The sequence below is a fragment of the Halalkalibacter krulwichiae genome (genome assembly GCF_002109385.1).
In the GTDB taxonomy this organism is placed as follows: Bacteria; Bacillota; Bacilli; order Bacillales; family Bacillaceae_D; genus Halalkalibacter; species Halalkalibacter krulwichiae.
Genome location: NZ_CP020814.1, coordinates 407,653 through 426,521 on the forward strand (window position 1 = coordinate 407,653; position 18,869 = coordinate 426,521).

Sequence of the window (18,869 nt, forward strand, 5' to 3'; positions counted from 1 at the left end):
GAGCGTGTGATAAAAGGAATTATTTCAAAGGTTAGGAGGTTGTTGCAGAGAATGGGTATAACTAAGCATATAAAGAGCTTGTCGCAACTAAAACAGATTCCGATGGATGATGAGTATTATAAACACATCGACAAGTGGAAGGCTCTCTATCAAGGCTATTTCAGCGACTGGCATGATTTGCAATATAATACAGTCAATGGCACGAAAAAGCGCACTATGGCGACGCTAGGGATGCCAAAAGTGGTAGCTCAGGAGATGGCTTCACTTATTTTTAACGAAAGATGTGAAATCAATATATCTGATGAGGGATTATCCAAGGAGATTACCAATGTTTTTGAGCAAAACAAATTCGTCAAGCGATTCCAAGACTACCTTGAGTTTCAGTTCGCGCTTGGCGGCATGGTAATCAAACCTTACTTTAGTGATGGCCAACTTAAACTTTCTTATGTGACTGCTGATTGCTTCGTTCCGCTTAGTTGGGATAACCAAGGTATACATGAGGCGGTATTTCCTAACGAGATACGTAAAGGCGACAAAAGGTACACGCATCTGGAATGGCACTTGTGGGAAGGTAAGGAATACGTCATTAAGAATGAGTTGTTTGTAAGTGATAACAACAGCGATCTAGGCAAACAAGTTCCGTTATCTGTACTTTACCCTGATTTAGAGGAAGAAGTAAGGATAACAGCTTTCAAACGCTCTAACTTTGTTTATTTCCGTCCTAACGTCGCTAATAACATTGATATGCATAGCCCTCTTGGTATCTCGCTCTTTGCTAATGCCTTAGATACGCTAAAATCGCTTGATATTGCATTTGATAGTTATCAACGTGAGTTTAGATTAGGCAAGCGACGCATTATCGTTCCTGCTTCTGCTGTAAAGATGGTTGTGGATGGACAAGGGAATATGGTCCGTTACTTTGATGCGGATGATGAGGTTTATCAGGCGATGGGATCAGGCGGTATGGATGATCAAAAAATTCATGACAGTACCGTTGAGTTACGAGTCGAGGAGCATATAGCTGCTATTAACTCTTTATTAAATCTCTTAGCGACACAAACAGGATTCAGCACAGGCGCTTTTACTTTTGATGGGAAGAGCATGAAAACAGCCACCGAGGTAGTTAGTGAGAATAGTAAGACGTTTAAGTCGAAACAGTCTCATGAGAACGTAATTGAAGCGGGGTTAACCGAGCTAATCGACTGCGTCATTCAAACTGCCGAATTGTACGAGTTGTTCAGTCGCCCGAAAGAAAATTGGGATGTGACGGTTACTTTCGATGACTCAATCGCTGAGGATAGGGCAGCTGAGATTAATAAGCAAATTAAGATGGTTGTCGGAGGGTTGCAAAGTAGGAAGCGAGCGATCATGAAGGTGCATGGTGTGACAGAAGATGAAGCGATGGTGATATTGAAAGAGGTCGAGAATGATCAGTCGGCGTTGTATCCTAGTTTCGATAAGGTGGCTGAAGAACATCTATTAGGTGATGAGGAGTGATTGAATGGATCTTGAGCGTCCGAAAATCACACCTACTCAATTGGATTTGTGGTCCAGTAATATGGGAGAGCTTTATAATTCGCTTGAAGGTGAGATAATACGGATCATCATTAAAAGATTGAACAGTGGTTCGAATGACATTACCTACTGGCAAGCTCAGAAACTATCAGAGTTGCGATTGTTTAATAGTGAGGTCGCAAAGCATCTAGCAGAAGTGACAAATGTTGCGGAAAGTGAAATCAGACGCATGTTTGAGGATGCGGGCAGGGGAATGGTGCAAGATGTAGATAGAGCAATGCCGTATGGAACTCTGCCTCAGCCCAATAATTTAGATGACGTATTGAGAGGGTACTACAATCAAGCGTGGGGTGATATTGACAATTATGTTAATCAGACGCTTATCACCGCTGCTTATGGAGCAGGAACAGCTCAAATGGCTTACAAAAACACATTAAACCGTACCGCCGCTTTATTTAATACAGGCATCTATACGCTTGAAGAGTCTGTCGAACGCTCAATAACCGAATTAGCACAGAATGGTATTCGCACCACGTTGGCTGATAGTAGAGGGCGCTCGTTGAGCCTTGAGGGCTATGTTAGGACAACACTGAAATCTACACTAGGAAATACCTTCAATGAAGTGAGAACGGAACGTATGGGCGAATATGGAGTGCATACCGTGGTTGTTACTAGTTTAGTAGGTGCGAGGGATCAATGCTCTTTAATCCAAGGGCAAGTTGTTGATTTACGTCCTATGGAACAAATACCTCCAGATAGCGAATACCGATCCATTTATGACCCTTATTGGCAAGCGGAATATGGAACAGTAGGTGGGCATCGAGGGGCGAATTGCCGGCATTCACATATCCCATTCGTCCCGGGAGTTAATACTAACAATCAACCTCATTATGATGACGAGTTGAACGAAAGAGTATATGAAGCACGAAATACTCAACGGAGAATCGAACGTGAGATTGTTAAATATAAGAAAAATCTCATGGTAGCAGAGGGATTGAAAAGTGATAAGGTGGATTATTGGAAGATGATGGTTAAGCGTAGGCAAAGTGCTATGAGAGAGCATTTGAGCAAGAATGGTGAGTATTTGAGGCGTAACTATAAAAGGGAAAGAGTGTATACGCCATTGGATACGTTGTTAGAAGAGTTTTCTTATGATGATTAATTAGGGGGGATTGGATTGAAAAGAGTAGAGCATGATTTATTAACGAATAAGTATACAGAGGTGTATCGCGAAGAAAAATTTAAATTTAATGCACCTCATCAATTCGAGGTAAGGGCAACGAATGGGTTCGAACAAAGCGGAAATCAAGACGTATTACAACGAATACATTTCCAAGAGGGTCCAATCAAAGAAAATGGCGTCAATGGTGTTTGTAACGAAGATTTAATTGCTATGGTTATTTGCCGACTTGAGCATTTCAATCAGACTGAATTTCGCTGTCGCGAAAACTCGATGGCTATTACCAAGTTAGAAGAAGCTTTGTTATGGTTACGAAAACGAACAATAGGAAGAGAAAATAGAGGCGTTGAAGGAACACATATTAAATAACTTACACCTATCGGTCATCTGTAGGTGTTTTATTATGCCTTTTATTCGGCAAGGCGTTAAAGAAACGAAAGGACAAATACCCTTATGGGAGGTTATGAACGATGGAAAAATATATGAAGGTTAATCAACCGACCTCAAAGGTTGAAGGTAGGAAGTCTTTTATTTCTATGAAACTGCAACATTTCAGTGAACCGCCAGAAGGAGGAGAGGGTACGCCGTCTGCTGATCCGGAACCACCTACAGATCCGACACCGAGTGATCCACCTGCTAATCCGCCTAAGAGTTTCAATCAGGATGATGTGAATGGGATTGTTGCTAAAGAGGCTAAGAAAGCTCAGGAGAAGTTATTGAAGCAACTCGGTATTGAAGACTTTGAAAATGCAAAAGACGGAATGGCTAAGTTTCGTGAATGGCAGGAGTCACAGAAAAGTGAGCAACAGAAGCAAGCGGAGCGGTTACAAGAGCTAGAAACCAACTATTCTACTGCTAGTGAGGAGAATACCAGTTTAAAAGCGCAAATTAGCGCGATGAAAGCCGGAGTCCTTGCTGAATCAGTAGAGGATGTTGTAACACTAGCGAAAACGATGGTTAATGATGACGTTGATATGAATGCTGCTATCGCTAAGGTAGTAGAGAAATATCCGCATTTCTCACAAGTGCAGCAGGAAGAAGAGCAGAAACCGTCCTTTTCAACAGGGCAGCACAAGAAAACACCTGAGTCCCAAGCGGACCAATGGCTAAACGCATTTAAATAAAATTAAAACAGGAGTGATTTAATATGCCACCAGTAAATTATGCAGAAATGTATCAACAAGCATTGCAACAGAAGTTCTCAGCAGGATTATCCTTTAGCGCTCTTTATGCGTCACCAAACAATGCTAACATCCGATGGACGAGCGCAAAGACGATTCAGATTCCTAATATCACAACAGGAGGATTTGTAGACGTTGATCGTGACGTTATGGGGAATTACACGCGCCGAGTGGATAATTCATGGATCCCAAAAACACTCGAACATGACCGTGAGTTCAAAACGCTTGTCGATCCACAAGACATTGACGAGACGAATATGGCTCTTACAATTGCGAATATCACACGTGTGTTTAACGATGAGCATAAGTTACCTGAACTTGACAAGTACATGGCATCAAAATTATATGCAGAATACACTAGTTTTGGGGAAGAAGCTAACACGGACGATGTTACTGTTGATTCTGTGTTAAACATCTTCGATGATATGATGGAGGAAATGGACGAAGCGGAAGTGCCGCAGGAAGGCCGTATTCTTTATGTAACCCCTGCTGTGCGTAAGGTTCTTAAAAATGCTGAAAAAATTCAACGTACATTAGAGGTTAAAGGCGAATCTAGTGCGGTTAATCGTAATATCCGTTCTTTAGATGAAGTTGAACTTATTTCCGTTCCGTCTAGCCGTATGAAGACACTATACAACTTTACTGATGGAGCCGTTGCTGATCCAGCTGCACGACAAATCAATATGATTCTGATCCATCCTATTACTGTTATTTCTCCGCAGAAATATGAGTTTGTATCTCTTGATGAGCCTAGTGCTACAACGGGTGGTAAATACTTGTACTACGAGCGTAAGTACTGGGATGCATTTTTAATTGAGCAGAAAGTAAAGGGTGTTAAATTCAACGTTGAAGCACCGACAGCGGGATAATAAACCGGAGAGCTTCGGCTCTCCTTAGAATTGAGGAGTGATAATATGCCAAAAGTAAAAAAGGGTAATCGGATTTTAAATGTAGAGGACGATCGTGTTGAGTCTTATCTTAAACAAGGATACGACGAAATTGGCGATTCAGGAGAGGTTTTGAAACATGCTACAGGTGGAAAGAGCGTACCAGTAGGCGAGTACAACAAACTTTTAAAAGAGTTAGAAGAGCTCAAGAGTGGTACGTCACAAGAAGAAATCGAAGTGCTAAAGAAAGAAAACACAGCATTAAAAGGTAAAATCACAAAGCTAGAAAAAGCCGCTAAAGAGGCGGAGTAGGTTAGGAGGCTAGTTAAATGGAGTATTTAACATTTGCGGAGTTTGAAGAGTTGAATGGTAGAGAGTTAGACGAAGCAACCTTTAATAAACTGCTCCCTAAAGCTTCTGCCATCCTAGACAACGCAACTAGCCATTTTTACCAGATGAACAAGATGGAAAGCGACAACCAATGGCGTGTAGGTCAATTTAAACGAGCGTTATGCAGTCAAATTGAGTACTTTCACGTCTTGGGAGCTACCACCTTCGAAGAAATCAATAACTCACCACAGACGTTTTCGGCAGGTCGCACAAGCGTATCTAACGCTAGTCGTTATAATCCAAGTGGTGCGAACGAAAGTAAACCGTTAGTCGCTGAGGACGTGTTTCTCTTTTTAGAAAAAACAGGCTTATTATATAGTGGTGTTGCTGTATGGTAATGCCTAAACCGCCTATTGATTTTTGCATAGACTCATTTGAATACAAAGAATATCTAGGCGAAAACAGTTGGTCTGAACCTGAATATGCTGCACCGGTACTAATAGAGCATTGTCGTATTGATCGGGGAGCTGAATACACTTCAACAACATCCGGAAAGCAACTGCTATATAATGCGGTTGTTTTTTGTTATGAAGGGATAACGACTCCTTTACCAGTGTTTAAAGTGCAGTCTGTTCTTGTGTTTGACGGTTTAGATCATGTTTTGACCAAGGTTATACCGATATACGAAGCTTATAGTAAGACCATTTACTCTTACGAATTAGAGGTGGTCTAATGGTGCAAGTTACTGTCAATTTGGATAGAGCGAAAATTAAGCTCAGTAGCGGGAATGTGAAACGTGGTCGATATGCATTAGCTAATCAAGCATTAGCAGATATGAATCAGTTTGTTCCGATGGATGAGAGTATCTTGCGACAAAGCGCAACGATTGATATTGATGGAACGGGGATCAATTACAATGCTCGCTACGCAAGAAGGTTGTTTTATAAACCTATGTACAATTACACTACACCGGGAACGGGCCCGCGATGGGACAATAAAGCGAAAAGTGTATTTATGAGTGACTGGATCAGAGCTTTCACAAAAGGAGCTGACTGGTAATGGATTTTATCGAGCGTCTAACTGAAGAAATAAATGAAATGCCAGGGCTTCCTGTCACATTAAAAAAGGGATATCTAGGTGTAGATGAGTCATTTGTAGTTTATCCTTTACCGGGATCAAGGGTTGTTAGCCAATATATGGACGGAACAAGCGAACAACAACTCAATTTTGAATTCGCTATGAAATCAAAATCACAAAGTAAAATACATTCGACTTTGTGGGCCGTGCAAAATGAGTTAGAGGCATTAAAGAGTTTAACGAGTAATGATGGTAGTTTTGAATTTGATGAACTAGTCATAACCAATAAGCCATTTATCAACAATGCGGATGAACAAGGATGGTTCACCTTTTTATTAGATGTACAAGCGAATATAACAGTTTACAAGGAGGAATAGATCATGGCTAGAAGTAAAAACGCATTACGAGGGCATTATGTTCAAGAATACACGCCAGGACAAGAAGAACCGGGAGCAGAATGGTTGGAGCTTGCGAAGTGGATCTCTACTATTGGAGATGATACACAAGAGGAAACGGAAGATACAGCGTACTACGATGGGGACGGCACGCCAGAAACGGATGTTATTTCTGTTGCGGGAGCTTATACACCAGAAGGCACTTATGATCCAGAAGACCCGGCGCAAGCGTTAATCGCAGGCAAAAAATACAAAACTGGTGACGGGCGTAAGATTTGGCATAAAGTTGTATCCGCAGATGGTAATACAGAATGGGTGGGACGTGCTACTGTAACTGCTATAGTTGCTGGTGCTGGTGACGCGAGTGCTTATGAGACATTTAGTTGTAATATTCGTTTTGACCGTATTCCAGAAGAAACTGACGTAACACCAGTAGGATAAGAGGGGCTTAACGCCTCTCTTTTTTAAAAAAGGAGGATAACCATGTCGCAAGAATTGAAAATTGACATAAAACGAACAGGATTTCCTGTGAAAATCGGGACACTAGAATTGTGGTTTGACAGTTCACTAGAAAATTTAAGACGCTTCTTCAATGTGGAAGAATTAGCTGAACAAAAGCTAAAAGAAGCACAAGAAAAAGCAAAGCATATTCATTTTCCGGAGGTAGTTGATGTGGACTCCTTAGATCTCGAGGTAGTTGATGCTGCATTCGATGTAAACAAAGAATTTATTGCTGCTCAATACGACATCATTTTCGGCGATGAGACATTTAAGAAAATTTATAAAGTTTATCCTGACATCATCGCTCTAGAACAAGCACTTGAACCTATTGGTACGGCAATCGCTAAACGGATCGAGGAACAAGAGGAAGAACGATCAGAACAAATAGATGCAAAGAAAAATGAATACTTAAACAAAAAAGCCCAAAAGCAGTAGGTGATTAAATGCGGTTAAACGACCCTTTAGTCACCTCTTTTTTATATAACGGAAAAGAATACGATATAGATTTAGCATTTGATAACGTTCTGGACTTGTTTGACGTCCTAGAAGACAAAACCCTTAGAGACTATGAAAAAGCTGAAATTAACCTAGAATTGCTCTTAAATGAGTCATTAAAAGGAAAAGAAGCTATTGATCTATGGAACTATGTTTACGAGCATTTCATTGAGATCAAGAACAAACAACCAATTGAATATGACAGATTAGGAAATCCGATGCCTGTTAAAGAAAATGAAAAGGAACGTTTTATTGACTTGGATAAGGACGCTGAATATATATTCGCATCATTCCAACAGGCATATCACATAAATCTTTACCAGCAACAAGGGAAGCTCCACTGGCATGAATTCCAATCCCTGTTGAATGGCTTGCCATCTAATACGATCATGCAACGCATTATACAGATTAGGATGTGGAAACCAAGTAAAGGCGAGTCGAGTGAATATAAGCAATCTATGAGGGAGTTACAAAAAGTATACGCACTGGAGGAGGTGAAAGAATAAATGTCAGACGGATCCATTAAGATAACGATTGATGTTGACGGCAAGCCGGTTGAAGCGGCTTCCAAAAGTCTAGATGGTCTTGAAGCATCCGGTAATAATGCGGGGAAGGGTGTCAAAGCGACTGAAGACGGCCTAAAAGGTGTCGGTAATGAGTCGAATACAGCGAGTGGCAATATTAAAAAGTTTGTTGCGGCACTTGGGCTTGTAGCCATTGCAGCATCCGCTTTTCAAGTTTTAAGGTCTAACATGGATGCAGCAATCTCACGTTTTGATACACTCAATCAATTCCCGAAGGTCTTACAAGCGTTAGGTGTATCGGCTGAGGACTCAGAACGAGCTATGGGGAGGTTGTCGGATGGTATTGACGGATTACCTACAACTCTAAACGATATAGCGGGTAGCGCTCAACGTATGTATACATCTTTTGGGGATATTGATGAAGCGACAGACACCGCTATTGCTTTAAATAATGCTTTATTGGGGTCCGGATCAAGTGCAGAAGAAGCGAAACGAGGTACAGACCAATACATTAAAGCGTTGCAAGCTGGAAAAATCGACATGGACACATGGAACACATTATCTGAAACAATGGACGTTGGGTTGGTTAAGATTGCGGAAAGTTTTGGTTTTGCAGGAAAGAGCGCTAAGGACGATTTGTATAACGCCTTGAAAGACGGAACGATCACGCTTGATCAATTCAACGCTAAACTTATTGAGGTTGGTACCGGAACGGGAATTATGGCCCAACTCGCAAAAGAGAATAGTTTAGGTATTGCTACATCACTAGGTAACTTGAGGACCGCGGCTGCTAGAGGAATTGCTAATATCATAGAATCGTTTAATAAACTTTCAAAAGAAGTCACAGGCAAAGATATTGCACAAAACATTGATAGTTTGAAAAACATCGTGAACGCCTCTTTTAATACGATCGGAAAAGCAATAGAAAGTGCTACTCCTATTGTTGTATTCTTTGCTGATGGAGTGAAAGCAGCTATTCCAGTTGTTGAAGCACTTACACCTGCAATCCTCGGATTAATGGCGGCTTATGGATCTTATGTAGTTATTACAAAAGTGAGCGCGGCTATTAGTGCATCAAACGCAATATTAAAAGTAGCAATGGCATCATCTAAAGCATTAACACTGGCCACGCAAGCGCAAATGGCTGCTACTGTAGCTTCAACAACAGCCACTAGAGCTGATACTATTGCAAAGGCGGCACAAGCCGGAACAATCAAATTAAGCACACTCGCAATAGGGGTCATGACAGGAACTATCAAGCTATCAACTGCGGCGATGGTTATTAAAACAGCCGCCACATATGCGTTAGGTGCCGCGATTAGGTTTTTGATGGGTCCTGTTGGTTGGATTATTACAGGTATCGGATTGTTGGTAGCTGCTACTGTAGGATTGGTTAGGTGGTTCAAACGTTCGAGTGAAGAAAGCAAAAGGCTAAATGCGGAAACGGAAGAACTAGGTTCAGCGACTGAAGCCCTAAGCGACTCAATCAATAGCTCATCCGAAGCCTATAAAGAAAACCAGAGAGACATCAAGGCGACAGCAGAAGCAAACAGCGAACTGGCTAGAAAATTAGAAGAGTTATCCGAGAAGGAAAATAAATCTGCATCTGATAAAGCCTTGCTTAATTCTTATATTGAAGAATTAAATGGATCGGTAGAGGGCTTAATCTTGCATATAGTGAAGAAGCAGATGCATTGAGTATGTCATCCGAACAAATTCAAGCGCGTATCGAACTGATGAAAGAGCAAGAAACGGCTCAAGAAGCGCAGAGTAGATTGACCGAAATATTAAAGGAACAAGCGGAAGTCGAGAGCCAACTAGCAGAGACGAACGCATTACGAGAAGAATGGAATCAGAAGCTAGAAGAAGGTAGCGTTAAGGGAAGAGAGCATAAAAAGGCACTTGAAGAACTTGACGAACAAGAACAGCTATTGAAAGAAACGACTGCAGAATTAGCCGTGCAACAAAAAGAAACAGAAGAACAGATAACTAATTCTATTGAAGCGATCACCGAAGCCACTCAAAGCGGCGTAAGTAATCAGATCATAGCATTTGATGATTTATCCGAGTCACAACAAGCGACAGTTGAGTCCATGAAATCGACATGGGAAGATTACAAGGATGCCGCTACAGATATGTTTGATACACTGAGCGATGAAGCTGAACTAACTGTAAGCGAAATGACCGCCAACCTTGAAGAAAACCAACGAATCATCGGAGAATGGGCTGAAGGTATTGCCTCACTAGCAGAACGCGGAGTGGATGAAGGTCTATTAAATACTTTGCGCGAAGCTGGTCCTGAATCGGCTGGACACGTTAATGCCCTTGTGAATGCATCTGACGAAGAATTGGCCGGATTGAGTGAAGCTTTCGCCAAAGGTGGAGATACCGCAACCGATGCTTTAAGCAAGTCATTAGGAATCGAAGAGTCTGGCGTGATGGAAGCTGTAGGACATCTAGTATCAGACACCGAACAATCTCTAGCTCAACAAATTGAAGCTGCTGACTTTAAATCTGTCGGTAGTGCGATACCGGAGGGAATGGCTGGCGGAATTGAATCTGGATCCGGTAAAGCGGAGAGTGCCTCTGGACAGATGGCTGACGACACAACAAAAGCCGCTAAACAGGCATTGGGTGTTAATAGTCCGTCAAGAGTTTTTAAAGAAATCGGAACAAACATCACAGAAGGTTTAGCGCTAGGAATAAACGATGGTACTTCCAAGGTTATTCAAGCTATTCAGAAAATGTTTAGATCCGTTCAGGACGACTCGACACGAAGCTTTAAAGATATCACCAAACGCTATGACGACTCTGTTAGGGATATAGAAACGTCGCTCAATAAACTGCCTGAAATCACTCAAAAAGCAATGTCAAATATGCTAAATAGACTAAAGTCTGGCGCCAGTCCTCAAGTTAATGTTATGAGGGCTTTATCTCGTGATTTGTTAAGTCCTTTTAATCAAACACCATCACAATTTAACTCTATCGGACAAAGTGCGATGTTAGGTTTAAATGCTGGTCTTAACGCTGGTCGAAGTAGAGTGATGTCAACAGCCAGAAGTATTGCTAACCAAGTAGCCAGCACTATGCAACGAGCACTTGATATTAATTCCCCATCAAGAAAAATGAGAGACAAAGTCGGTAAATGGATACCTGAGGGAATCGCAGTTGGTATACGAGAAAATGCGAAGTCTGTATTCAATGAGTTGGATAATCTATCAAAAAACATGATGATTACTTCTACTCCTGAGCAAGCTATCGGGGCGTCTAGATTGGTTTATTCGAGTGGCGGAAGTGTAAATGCGTCGAGAGTTGGCGGTACAACTGGTGCGAAAAATAAGCAAGTCGCTTCTATTACTAATAACGTTACTAATAATTTCACTCCGGCCGAATCAACACCATCCGAATCAGCTCGTAAACAAAAACTTCAATTGCAGCGACTAGGAATGGAATGGGGGTAGTGTTTTGTTAAAGATATTTTATACAACATATAATGGTCAAAGTATTGAATTATATAGCTATCCCTTTCGTGTCTATCTTGTAGAAGGTTTAGGGGATGTAGAAGCGGAGATTCAAGCTCAAAAATCTCCCTATCAAGATGGTTCGACTTTTCTAGATGCAGTTTTACAAGAGCGTCATATAACAATAGGGTTGAAGATTATAGGTGATAATGAGGTTGAATTATCACAGCGTAAGAGGCGGCTATCAAGTATTTTTAACCCGAAGTTAGGGTTGGGGATATTAAAGGTGGCGATAGCTAATGAAATTTATGAAATTGAAGCTGCAGCTGAAAGTGTCCCTTTTTACCCTGACGGAAAAACTAATCGCGGTAAGTATTTTCAAAAGGCGCAGATAAATTTGATTTGCCCAAAACCGTACTGGCAATCGCCAATTATTCGAACAGAGGAATTGAATGCGTTTGTTCCAAAACTGAAATATCCTACTACTTACCCTGTTACCTATGGAACACGTGGATCGGAGGCAACGTTAACAAATGATGGCCATGTCGCTACTCCTGTGGAGATTGTGTTTGAAGGTCCCGCCGTGGAACCGATTATCACCAACCGAACAACGGGCGAATTTATAAAAATTCGGCGTGAACTAGGTGCTGGTGAAAAGTTGGTCATCAACACTGCGTTTGGACGTGATCGGAAAGTTGAGATAGATCGTGGGAATGGTGTGATCGAGAATGCATGGGGCTACATTGATATCTGGGAATCTGCGTTATTTCAACTAGAAGTAGGTTCGAATATTATTGAACACAATGCTTTAAGTGGTTACGGTTCGGTGACTGTATCTTTTAAAAATCAGTATGTAGGTATATAGAAAGGGGTGGAGAGCTTGGCAGAAATTGGACGTTTTTTTGATGGGCCAACATATGGAGCGCAGGAACATGCAGAGTTTTATCAGAACTTTTTAAGTACAGGGTTCTTTTCAGGTCTAAATATAGTTACAAGCGAGAATATGACTGTTGCAGTCGAACCGGGCAGTGCATTTGTGGAAGGACATGAATATAGAAATACATCTGAGTTACTTTTAACGCACGCCATAGCAAGCCCTACTTTAGATCGTATAGATAGAGTGATTATTCGCTTAGATTTAGCCCCGGATGCAGATAGACCTTTACGAGCAATGGTTCGTAGTGGATTACCTGCAAGCAATCCACAACCGCCTGAACTTATTCGCAATGGGTCTATCTATGAATTATCACTAGCTCAAGTAAGGGTTATAGCTGGTAAGTCCTTTATTGAATCTCATCAAATCACGGATGAACGAGGCAATATTGATGTTTGTGGAAGAGTATACTTTCCTTCGAAAATGACAGGACAAATAGACAGCATCGATGTAAAAGGGCCATCTGCTATCGCTAGTGATTTCGCAGATGGTTTTAGTCGTTTCTATGTTTCGGGAGCCGCGCAGCCAAGCATACTACAAGAATGGTTTAACTCGTTAGGTGTGTCTCCTTCTGATTTTGGGAGGAATTTAGATCAGTTACGAGTTTATGTTGAGGTGACAGCGAATAAAACGAATACAGGAATTCAAACCATAACTATTTTTGATTGGACTGGATCAAATCAATATAAGATCTATGCTGTTTATAAAAGAGCATCTAACTCACGAACAGGAGCCACACCGTGGGGGAAATGGCACCCTCAAGTTTTCGTGGTTGACGAAGGGGAAAATGAATACGGACATTTCATAAGATACAGCAATGGAGTTCAAGAATGTTGGTGTACGCCACGAGGGGCGACAGTAGATGTATCAAGTGGTTCATTATTCAGATCGGAGACAGAAACAATCCCTTATCCAGCGAGTTTCATTACATCTAAACCGCGTCATGCTTCTGTAGAGGTCTCAAGTACTTTGCGATGGGGAGCAGTCACAGGAACCGGGGATCTAACAGTATTGGTGTAAGGCAATTTAGTACAATTTCATCAAGCACTGAATATTCTTCCAGAGTTTATGTAACAGGGTGGTGGAGATAGTGAGAGTAGAATATATTAATCAATTCAGTTATGAAACAACCGAATATGACATCGATCACGAAAAAGAAATTATTCGTTTGACTTTAAATGGTACAGAGGAAATCTTTCATGATTTATCCTCCATTTCCGAACATGAAGAGAATCGTAACGAAGAGGGGAAGATATCATTCATCCTTTCCCGATCCATGAGGCCAAAAGGATAAATGGAGAGTTACACGTTAAGGTATATAACTACTACAGATAACATCCATTAAAGGAGGGTGTATTTTTTATGCAATCAATTAAGATTTTATCTAATGAATTTGAACCTCTTTTTGATACTACTGATTACGTGAGTATGATGTTTACCGAGCGTTGGCATGGTGTAGGAGAGTTTCAATTAGTCATTCATCGTGAAGCAAATGGAGTTGAATATATCCAAAAGGATGCTTTAATCGCTTTGGCTTCCAATAAAGTCGGGATCGTGAAGCATAGAGAAATCCAATTAGATGAGAACGGTAAAGAGACTGAGAATTGGCTGTTCAAGGGCTGGACGTTAAAAGGTTTAGCTTTGCAACGTATTACGGTTCCACCTTCTCATACTGCATATGACAGACGTTCTGCCGATGCAGAAACGGTTATGAAGCATTATGTTCTAAATAATCTTGTAAGTCCTGAAGATCCTCGGAGAGCGATGAACAACGTAGTTATAGCCGCTAATCAACAAAGAGGTCAGTCAATCAGTTGGCAATCAAGATTTAAAAATCTAGCTGAGGAATTAGAAGCAATAAGCCTAGCCAGCGGTTTAGGATGGGATATTGTCTTAGATACATCAAACAATCAATTTCTACTGGATGTTTACGAAGGGAAAAACCTGAGTGTAGATAATCAAGATGGTCATTCCCCTGTTTTTTTCTCTCCTGAATTCGGCAATCTCAGATCTCAAGGTTTTGTGGACAGCGACTTGGATTATAGAAACATCGGTTATGTCGGTGGCCAAGGTGAAGGAGTCGAAAGAGAAATCATCGAGTTAGGAGAAGCCGCTGGCATTAATCGGTATGAAGTTTTCATTGATGCAAGAGACATCGGCGGTGAAGACGAAGAGGGTAACGAGATTACACCAGAAGAAGAAAAAGCCATGTTATCAGATCGAGGGCAACAGAAACTGGATGAGATGCAAAATGAAATGTATTTAGAAGCACAGATAATGTCGCCGGTCAGTCAAACAGTCTATGAACATGAGTTTATTGGTTACGCTAGTCCTTATCAACCTTTGTATGACAGGAAAAAGAAAACGGAGTTATTCGGTCCATTTGTGTACGAAAAAGATTACAACCTAGGAGATATTGTAACGGTTATGAACCGCGCGTGGGGTGTTATTGCGGATCAACGGATTACAGAAATAACGGAAATTCATGAAGCGAGTGGATTTCAGCTTGAGGCGACATTCGGTTTAGCGAGACCGACCCTTATCTCGAAATTAAAAAGACAATTTTCACAGATGGAAGGTGAGGTGAAGCGGTAATGAGCAGTCCAGAAAGCAGAGATTTACCAGAAGCTAACGGTAAGATAGCTCCTGCCTATTGGGATGAGCCTATAGGCGATTGGCGACCACCACGCGGTGCGGGAGGAGCTACCTATGTACACATAACGAATCTACCAGCGATAAGAGAGTTTAAAAACCTATCTGTTCATGTCGGGACTTCACCGGTTAGCATTGCAAATGGCCATAAGAAAAAGTTGGTGCTGCGAGTTGTAGGGGATGGGCCGGTGTATTTGGGATCGGATAGCAATGTCTCAGTAGACAACGGGTTCCCGATTTTACCTGGAGAAACCTTCATATTAGAGGGGGATTTTACTCTGTATGCAATTGCAACAATTAGCCAACAGTTAAAAATTCTCGAATTAAATTAGGGAGGCAATAAAAATGTCGCGGCAAAATTTAAATATTAATCATTATGCAGCAAGCAGTGGAAGAAAAATAGCTGAAGATGGAACAACGGTAAATTCAGCGGATATTTTACGGAAATTAGAAGAGAAGATCGATTCTGCGTTAGATGTTCAACTAACGGGGAGTAATCTTGAGTTTTATCCCGAAACACAAAATGTAGAAGTGAACAAAATTGAAGAAATCTTATCCAACCAAAAAGAGATTATAAATGTCATGAACTCTGATAAATTAATTTTCGGCATTTATTGGAATAAAGAATCTAGTCCGCAAATGACACGGACTGATGCAGCAGAAGGTCTTGTTGCAAATGTTGGTGTAGATGGAGAATTAGTTAAAAACGATTTTGATCGGATGCCGATATTCGGAGAAATGCACGAAGCGGAAGATGAATACGGAAACAGATTTACACGCATTCCGAAATTTTACATCCAAAAAACAGGCGGGAAGAATCATTTAATCAAGAGAGTTTCAAAAACAAGATATCCAGGCTTTTATTTACCTTGGTTATTTTGGGATTTTGAGAAAAATGAAGAACTAGAATATTACGACCACGGGAAATACAAGGGAAGCTTGAGTGCCGACGGGAAACTAGAATCTAAATTCGGTACAATTCCTACGGTGTTTAGAAATATAGTGCAGTTCAGAAATGACGCTAGAAACAACAATGATGCAAACGCTGGATTAACAGGTTATCAACAATTGGATATTCACGCACAAGACGTATTAGAAACTCTGATCCACATTGAATTTGCGACGTTGAATTCTCAGTCTGTTATGCAAGGGTTAGTGTCAGGTGCATATAGTGACAGTCATACTATTACCTTAACAGAGCAAGGGGTTAATCGGGCAGTTGTGTCAAATGCTACTGCCGGTCAGTTTGTTGTAGGACAATCCATAAGCATTGGAAGTTCAAGAGGAAACACTAGCGTCGTCCACGGACGCACAGTAACAGATATAAACGTTGTCGATGAAAGCAATCAAGAAATTGTTTTTGATGGTGATCCAATAGATGTAACGGAAGGGAATGTTATTTGGTCTAGTGGATGGAGAAATGGGTTTAGTGCGGATATTGCAGCATCAAGTGGTAGTATCGGTGATAATACAAGCGGAAGGTATCCGTGTATGTATCGTGGTATCGAGTCGCCGTGGGGGATTTATGGCAATTTGTAGATGGGGTTAATATCAATGACCATCAAGCTTGGGTGTCTAAAGATGCAAACAACTATGCTAGTAATGTATTTGCCCACCCGTATGAAAAGCTAAATTACGTAAACGCCACTTCAAACGGTTGGGTTATAGGAATGGGTCTTGACAATAAACACCCATTTGCGAATTTCCCGACAATATTAGGAGGAAGTTCTACAACTTATTACTCCGACCATTATTGGCAAGCGACAGGGCAAAGAATTGCCCTCGTCGGCGGGCACCTGTATAATGGTTCGATTGCTGGTCTTTCGTATTGGGACTTGTACTTTTCTTCTGGGGCTTCGGCTTGGTCTCTCGTCGGGCGGCTTCTTAAAAAGCGCTCTTAGAGAGGGCCTGGGAGAAACCTCTCCCAGGAAAGTAAATGCTTTTTAAAAATCATTTAAGATAGATTAGGGTTATAGGGTGCGCGCTTGCCCTCGTCGGCAGGAACCTGAATAATGGTTCGAATGCAGGTCTTTCGTATTGGAACTTGAACAATTCTTCTGGGGATTCGAATTGGAATCACGTCGGGCAGACTCTTATTAGAATAAAAAAATTGTGGAATTATTGCACTCTATAATCCTTACCCCTTGGTAAAAATTCGCCGTAAAGAGCAGGGTTTAGTAGCAAGTCGAAAGACCTTGAGGCTAATAAGAAAGGAAATACATCGTTGAAAAGACAGGGATACATTTATGAAAAGATATACGATATTAACAACATAAAACACGCTATTATGAAAGCTTCTCTTGGCAAACGTAATCAAAAGCGTGTCAGTACCATTTTAAATGATATGGATTATTACGCTTATCAAATACAAAAGATGCTTGTTAATAAAACATACACACCATCTAAACCACAAATAAAAACAATAAAAGATACATCCAGTAACAAGATAAGAACTATCTATAAGCCTAACTTTTACCCTGACCAAATCATTCATTGGGCATTGATGCTACAAATAGAACCCATTCTTTCGAAAGGGATGTATGAATATAGTTGTGGTAGTGTTCCGAAGCGAGGTACTAGCCAAGGACAAAGGATTGTGAAAAGATGGTTAGATTCTGATTTTAAGAACACAAAATATTGTTTGAAAATGGATGTAAAGAAATTTTACCCGTCTATAAACGGTGAAATCTTAAAACGAATGTTTCGCAGAAAAATCAAAGACAATGATTGCTTATGGTTAATAGACATTATTATTGACGGTAATAAGGGGCAACCAATAGGGTTCTACACTAGTCAGTGGTTTGCGAACTTCTTTTTAGAGGGATTAGATCACATGATAAAAGAGAAACTTGGCGTAAAGTATTACGTTCGATATGTGGATGACTTGGTGTTGTTAGGCTCCAATAAGCGAAAATTGCACAGAGCAAGAAAAGAAATCGAATCTTATCTTAATGATATTGATTTAACATTGAAGGACAACTGGCAAGTTTTTCGAACAAGCAAACGAGATATAGACTTTCTGGGTGTAAGGTTATCTCGAAACAAAGTCACGTTACGCAAAAGAAACGCTTTACGAATAAGGAGAAGAGTCAGAAAGGTTAAACGCAAAGGATTTTTAAACGAGAAAGACGCATCCGCTATCATCAGTTATTGGGGATGGATTAAACGAAGTAATAGTTATCATTTTTATCATAAGAATGTGAAACCTATCGTTTCTATGAATTTGGCAAGAAAGGTGGTGAGTACGAATGCAAAAATACGGAATGTTGGTGGACGAGAATTTATTGCTAAGCTCAAGACAACTTGAAGGATATAAACCTGTAGAATATGCAAAAATCCCTGATTTTGACCAATCTACACACTATGCGGCACAAGTGTCTCCTGTAGAGGAAGAGGTACGGATCTTTGTAGATGTAGAAATTAAAGAACTAGAAAACGTTGACGAAGGTGAAGGATTTGACGAAATGGCAGAATTTAATTGAGGTTATCCAGCAACAAGATGAACTTATTATGCAACAGAGCAAAACAATTATTGAGCTGGTTAATCAGAATGTAGAGCAGGAACAAATGATTAATGAGTTGATGGAAAAACCCAACTAACGACGAAGCGTTAGTTGAAGAAGAAGCATCTTAAAAAAGGTGCTTCTTATGTTTAGTAAGAGGCGATGATCTAAAATGCTAAGAAGTGCCGTAAACGAAGTGAGTAGGTTTACTTTGGAGAATGGGGATACTGTTGT

General features: G+C 40.8%; 25 protein-coding genes. All 25 read left to right on the forward strand.

Annotation, left to right across the window (positions count from 1 at the left end; genetic code table 11):
* Positions 1 to 6: 6 nt before the first annotated feature.
* The 25 genes from BkAM31D_RS02155 (at position 7) to BkAM31D_RS23415 (ending at position 18,732) form a co-directional block, all read left to right on the forward strand.
* Positions 7 to 1,497 carry a phage portal protein gene (locus BkAM31D_RS02155; RefSeq protein ID WP_157076888.1) on the forward strand — a complete coding sequence of 497 codons (1,491 nt, stop codon included), beginning with the start codon at positions 7 to 9 and terminating at the stop codon, positions 1,495 to 1,497.
* Between the two features lie 4 nt (positions 1,498 to 1,501).
* The gene (locus BkAM31D_RS02160; RefSeq protein ID WP_066158376.1) at positions 1,502 to 2,677 is read left to right on the forward strand and encodes a phage minor capsid protein; all 1,176 of its coding nucleotides are present in this window, start codon (positions 1,502 to 1,504) and stop codon (positions 2,675 to 2,677) included.
* A 15-nt stretch (positions 2,678 to 2,692) separates the two neighbouring features.
* Positions 2,693 to 3,064, forward strand: coding sequence for an Acb2/Tad1 domain-containing protein (locus BkAM31D_RS02165; RefSeq protein ID WP_066158374.1), 372 nt, complete (start codon positions 2,693 to 2,695; stop codon positions 3,062 to 3,064).
* Between the two features lie 101 nt (positions 3,065 to 3,165).
* The gene (locus tag BkAM31D_RS02170) at positions 3,166 to 3,819 is read left to right on the forward strand and encodes a hypothetical protein (RefSeq protein WP_066158372.1); all 654 of its coding nucleotides are present in this window, start codon (positions 3,166 to 3,168) and stop codon (positions 3,817 to 3,819) included.
* Positions 3,820 to 3,842: 23 nt separating this feature from the next.
* On the forward strand, positions 3,843 to 4,745 hold the full coding sequence (locus tag BkAM31D_RS02175) for a capsid protein (protein WP_066158370.1): 903 nt from the start codon (positions 3,843 to 3,845) through the stop codon (positions 4,743 to 4,745).
* Between the two features lie 45 nt (positions 4,746 to 4,790).
* Entirely contained in the window at positions 4,791 to 5,075 is a 285-nt protein-coding gene (locus BkAM31D_RS02180) for a hypothetical protein (protein WP_066158368.1), read from the forward strand.
* A gap of 17 nt (positions 5,076 to 5,092) precedes the next feature.
* Positions 5,093 to 5,491: a head-tail connector protein gene (locus tag BkAM31D_RS02185; RefSeq protein WP_066158366.1), complete on the forward strand. Its 399-nt coding sequence runs from the start codon at positions 5,093 to 5,095 to the stop codon at positions 5,489 to 5,491.
* Positions 5,491 to 5,826 carry a putative minor capsid protein gene (locus BkAM31D_RS02190; protein ID WP_235820534.1) on the forward strand — a complete coding sequence of 112 codons (336 nt, stop codon included), beginning with the start codon at positions 5,491 to 5,493 and terminating at the stop codon, positions 5,824 to 5,826. The genes BkAM31D_RS02185 and BkAM31D_RS02190 overlap by 1 nt, the downstream gene beginning before the upstream one ends.
* A complete protein-coding gene (locus BkAM31D_RS02195) occupies positions 5,826 to 6,152 on the forward strand; it encodes a minor capsid protein (RefSeq protein WP_257391622.1) in 327 nt (108 codons plus the stop codon). Before BkAM31D_RS02190 ends, BkAM31D_RS02195 begins: the two co-directional genes overlap by 1 nt.
* A complete protein-coding gene (locus tag BkAM31D_RS02200) occupies positions 6,152 to 6,547 on the forward strand; it encodes a phage tail terminator protein (RefSeq protein ID WP_066158362.1) in 396 nt (131 codons plus the stop codon). Before BkAM31D_RS02195 ends, BkAM31D_RS02200 begins: the two co-directional genes overlap by 1 nt.
* A 3-nt stretch (positions 6,548 to 6,550) precedes the next feature.
* Positions 6,551 to 7,006 carry a phage tail tube protein gene (locus tag BkAM31D_RS02205; protein WP_066158360.1) on the forward strand — a complete coding sequence of 152 codons (456 nt, stop codon included), beginning with the start codon at positions 6,551 to 6,553 and terminating at the stop codon, positions 7,004 to 7,006.
* Positions 7,007 to 7,048: 42 nt separating this feature from the next.
* The gene (locus BkAM31D_RS02210; RefSeq protein ID WP_066158358.1) at positions 7,049 to 7,501 is read left to right on the forward strand and encodes a hypothetical protein; all 453 of its coding nucleotides are present in this window, start codon (positions 7,049 to 7,051) and stop codon (positions 7,499 to 7,501) included.
* An 8-nt stretch (positions 7,502 to 7,509) separates the two neighbouring features.
* Positions 7,510 to 8,067, forward strand: coding sequence for a Gp15 family bacteriophage protein (locus BkAM31D_RS02215; RefSeq protein ID WP_066158356.1), 558 nt, complete (start codon positions 7,510 to 7,512; stop codon positions 8,065 to 8,067).
* A complete protein-coding gene (locus BkAM31D_RS02220) occupies positions 8,068 to 9,783 on the forward strand; it encodes a tape measure protein (RefSeq protein WP_085449717.1) in 1,716 nt (571 codons plus the stop codon). It abuts the gene before it with no gap.
* 2 nt (positions 9,784 to 9,785) lie between these two features.
* Positions 9,786 to 11,546 (forward strand): hypothetical protein, encoded by a 1,761-nt coding sequence (locus BkAM31D_RS02225; protein ID WP_157108273.1) that lies wholly within the window; start codon positions 9,786 to 9,788, stop codon positions 11,544 to 11,546.
* Positions 11,547 to 11,550: 4 nt separating this feature from the next.
* Positions 11,551 to 12,411, forward strand: a complete 861-nt coding sequence (locus BkAM31D_RS02230) for a phage distal tail protein (protein WP_066158352.1) — start codon at positions 11,551 to 11,553, stop codon at positions 12,409 to 12,411.
* 15 nt (positions 12,412 to 12,426) lie between these two features.
* Positions 12,427 to 13,500 (forward strand): hypothetical protein, encoded by a 1,074-nt coding sequence (locus tag BkAM31D_RS02235; protein WP_085449719.1) that lies wholly within the window; start codon positions 12,427 to 12,429, stop codon positions 13,498 to 13,500.
* 70 nt (positions 13,501 to 13,570) lie between these two features.
* The gene (locus BkAM31D_RS02240) at positions 13,571 to 13,774 is read left to right on the forward strand and encodes a hypothetical protein (RefSeq protein WP_085449720.1); all 204 of its coding nucleotides are present in this window, start codon (positions 13,571 to 13,573) and stop codon (positions 13,772 to 13,774) included.
* Positions 13,775 to 13,842: 68 nt separating this feature from the next.
* Positions 13,843 to 15,075: a siphovirus ReqiPepy6 Gp37-like family protein gene (locus BkAM31D_RS02245; protein WP_066158345.1), complete on the forward strand. Its 1,233-nt coding sequence runs from the start codon at positions 13,843 to 13,845 to the stop codon at positions 15,073 to 15,075.
* The gene (locus BkAM31D_RS02250; protein WP_066158343.1) at positions 15,075 to 15,464 is read left to right on the forward strand and encodes a hypothetical protein; all 390 of its coding nucleotides are present in this window, start codon (positions 15,075 to 15,077) and stop codon (positions 15,462 to 15,464) included. The genes BkAM31D_RS02245 and BkAM31D_RS02250 overlap by 1 nt, the downstream gene beginning before the upstream one ends.
* A 13-nt stretch (positions 15,465 to 15,477) precedes the next feature.
* Positions 15,478 to 16,671, forward strand: a complete 1,194-nt coding sequence (locus BkAM31D_RS02255) for a hypothetical protein (RefSeq protein WP_085449721.1) — start codon at positions 15,478 to 15,480, stop codon at positions 16,669 to 16,671.
* On the forward strand, positions 16,647 to 17,033 hold the full coding sequence (locus BkAM31D_RS02260) for a hypothetical protein (protein ID WP_085449722.1): 387 nt from the start codon (positions 16,647 to 16,649) through the stop codon (positions 17,031 to 17,033). The genes BkAM31D_RS02255 and BkAM31D_RS02260 overlap by 25 nt, the downstream gene beginning before the upstream one ends.
* A 323-nt stretch (positions 17,034 to 17,356) precedes the next feature.
* Positions 17,357 to 18,439 (forward strand): RNA-directed DNA polymerase, encoded by a 1,083-nt coding sequence (locus BkAM31D_RS02265; protein WP_085449723.1) that lies wholly within the window; start codon positions 17,357 to 17,359, stop codon positions 18,437 to 18,439.
* Positions 18,381 to 18,614, forward strand: coding sequence for a hypothetical protein (locus BkAM31D_RS02270; protein ID WP_157076939.1), 234 nt, complete (start codon positions 18,381 to 18,383; stop codon positions 18,612 to 18,614). Before BkAM31D_RS02265 ends, BkAM31D_RS02270 begins: the two co-directional genes overlap by 59 nt.
* Positions 18,589 to 18,732, forward strand: a complete 144-nt coding sequence (locus tag BkAM31D_RS23415) for a hypothetical protein (protein ID WP_157076938.1) — start codon at positions 18,589 to 18,591, stop codon at positions 18,730 to 18,732. The genes BkAM31D_RS02270 and BkAM31D_RS23415 overlap by 26 nt, the downstream gene beginning before the upstream one ends.
* Positions 18,733 to 18,869 lie beyond the last annotated feature (137 nt).

Coding starts and splice junctions, on each gene's coding strand:
- BkAM31D_RS02185 (WP_066158366.1), top strand. CDS start 5,093: ATGGAGTATTTAACATTTGCGGAGTTTGAAGAGTTGAATGGTAGAGAG.
- BkAM31D_RS02190 (WP_235820534.1), top strand. CDS start 5,491: ATGCCTAAACCGCCTATTGATTTTTGCATAGACTCATTTGAATACAAA.
- BkAM31D_RS02175 (WP_066158370.1), top strand. CDS start 3,843: ATGCCACCAGTAAATTATGCAGAAATGTATCAACAAGCATTGCAACAG.
- BkAM31D_RS02160 (WP_066158376.1), top strand. CDS start 1,502: ATGGATCTTGAGCGTCCGAAAATCACACCTACTCAATTGGATTTGTGG.
- BkAM31D_RS02210 (WP_066158358.1), top strand. CDS start 7,049: ATGTCGCAAGAATTGAAAATTGACATAAAACGAACAGGATTTCCTGTG.
- BkAM31D_RS02215 (WP_066158356.1), top strand. CDS start 7,510: ATGCGGTTAAACGACCCTTTAGTCACCTCTTTTTTATATAACGGAAAA.
- BkAM31D_RS02195 (WP_257391622.1), top strand. CDS start 5,826: ATGGTGCAAGTTACTGTCAATTTGGATAGAGCGAAAATTAAGCTCAGT.
- BkAM31D_RS02250 (WP_066158343.1), top strand. CDS start 15,075: ATGAGCAGTCCAGAAAGCAGAGATTTACCAGAAGCTAACGGTAAGATA.
- BkAM31D_RS02255 (WP_085449721.1), top strand. CDS start 15,478: ATGTCGCGGCAAAATTTAAATATTAATCATTATGCAGCAAGCAGTGGA.
- BkAM31D_RS02200 (WP_066158362.1), top strand. CDS start 6,152: ATGGATTTTATCGAGCGTCTAACTGAAGAAATAAATGAAATGCCAGGG.
- BkAM31D_RS02220 (WP_085449717.1), top strand. CDS start 8,068: ATGTCAGACGGATCCATTAAGATAACGATTGATGTTGACGGCAAGCCG.
- BkAM31D_RS02205 (WP_066158360.1), top strand. CDS start 6,551: ATGGCTAGAAGTAAAAACGCATTACGAGGGCATTATGTTCAAGAATAC.
- BkAM31D_RS02170 (WP_066158372.1), top strand. CDS start 3,166: ATGGAAAAATATATGAAGGTTAATCAACCGACCTCAAAGGTTGAAGGT.
- BkAM31D_RS02180 (WP_066158368.1), top strand. CDS start 4,791: ATGCCAAAAGTAAAAAAGGGTAATCGGATTTTAAATGTAGAGGACGAT.
- BkAM31D_RS02270 (WP_157076939.1), top strand. CDS start 18,381: ATGCAAAAATACGGAATGTTGGTGGACGAGAATTTATTGCTAAGCTCA.
- BkAM31D_RS02225 (WP_157108273.1), top strand. CDS start 9,786: ATGTCATCCGAACAAATTCAAGCGCGTATCGAACTGATGAAAGAGCAA.
- BkAM31D_RS02245 (WP_066158345.1), top strand. CDS start 13,843: ATGCAATCAATTAAGATTTTATCTAATGAATTTGAACCTCTTTTTGAT.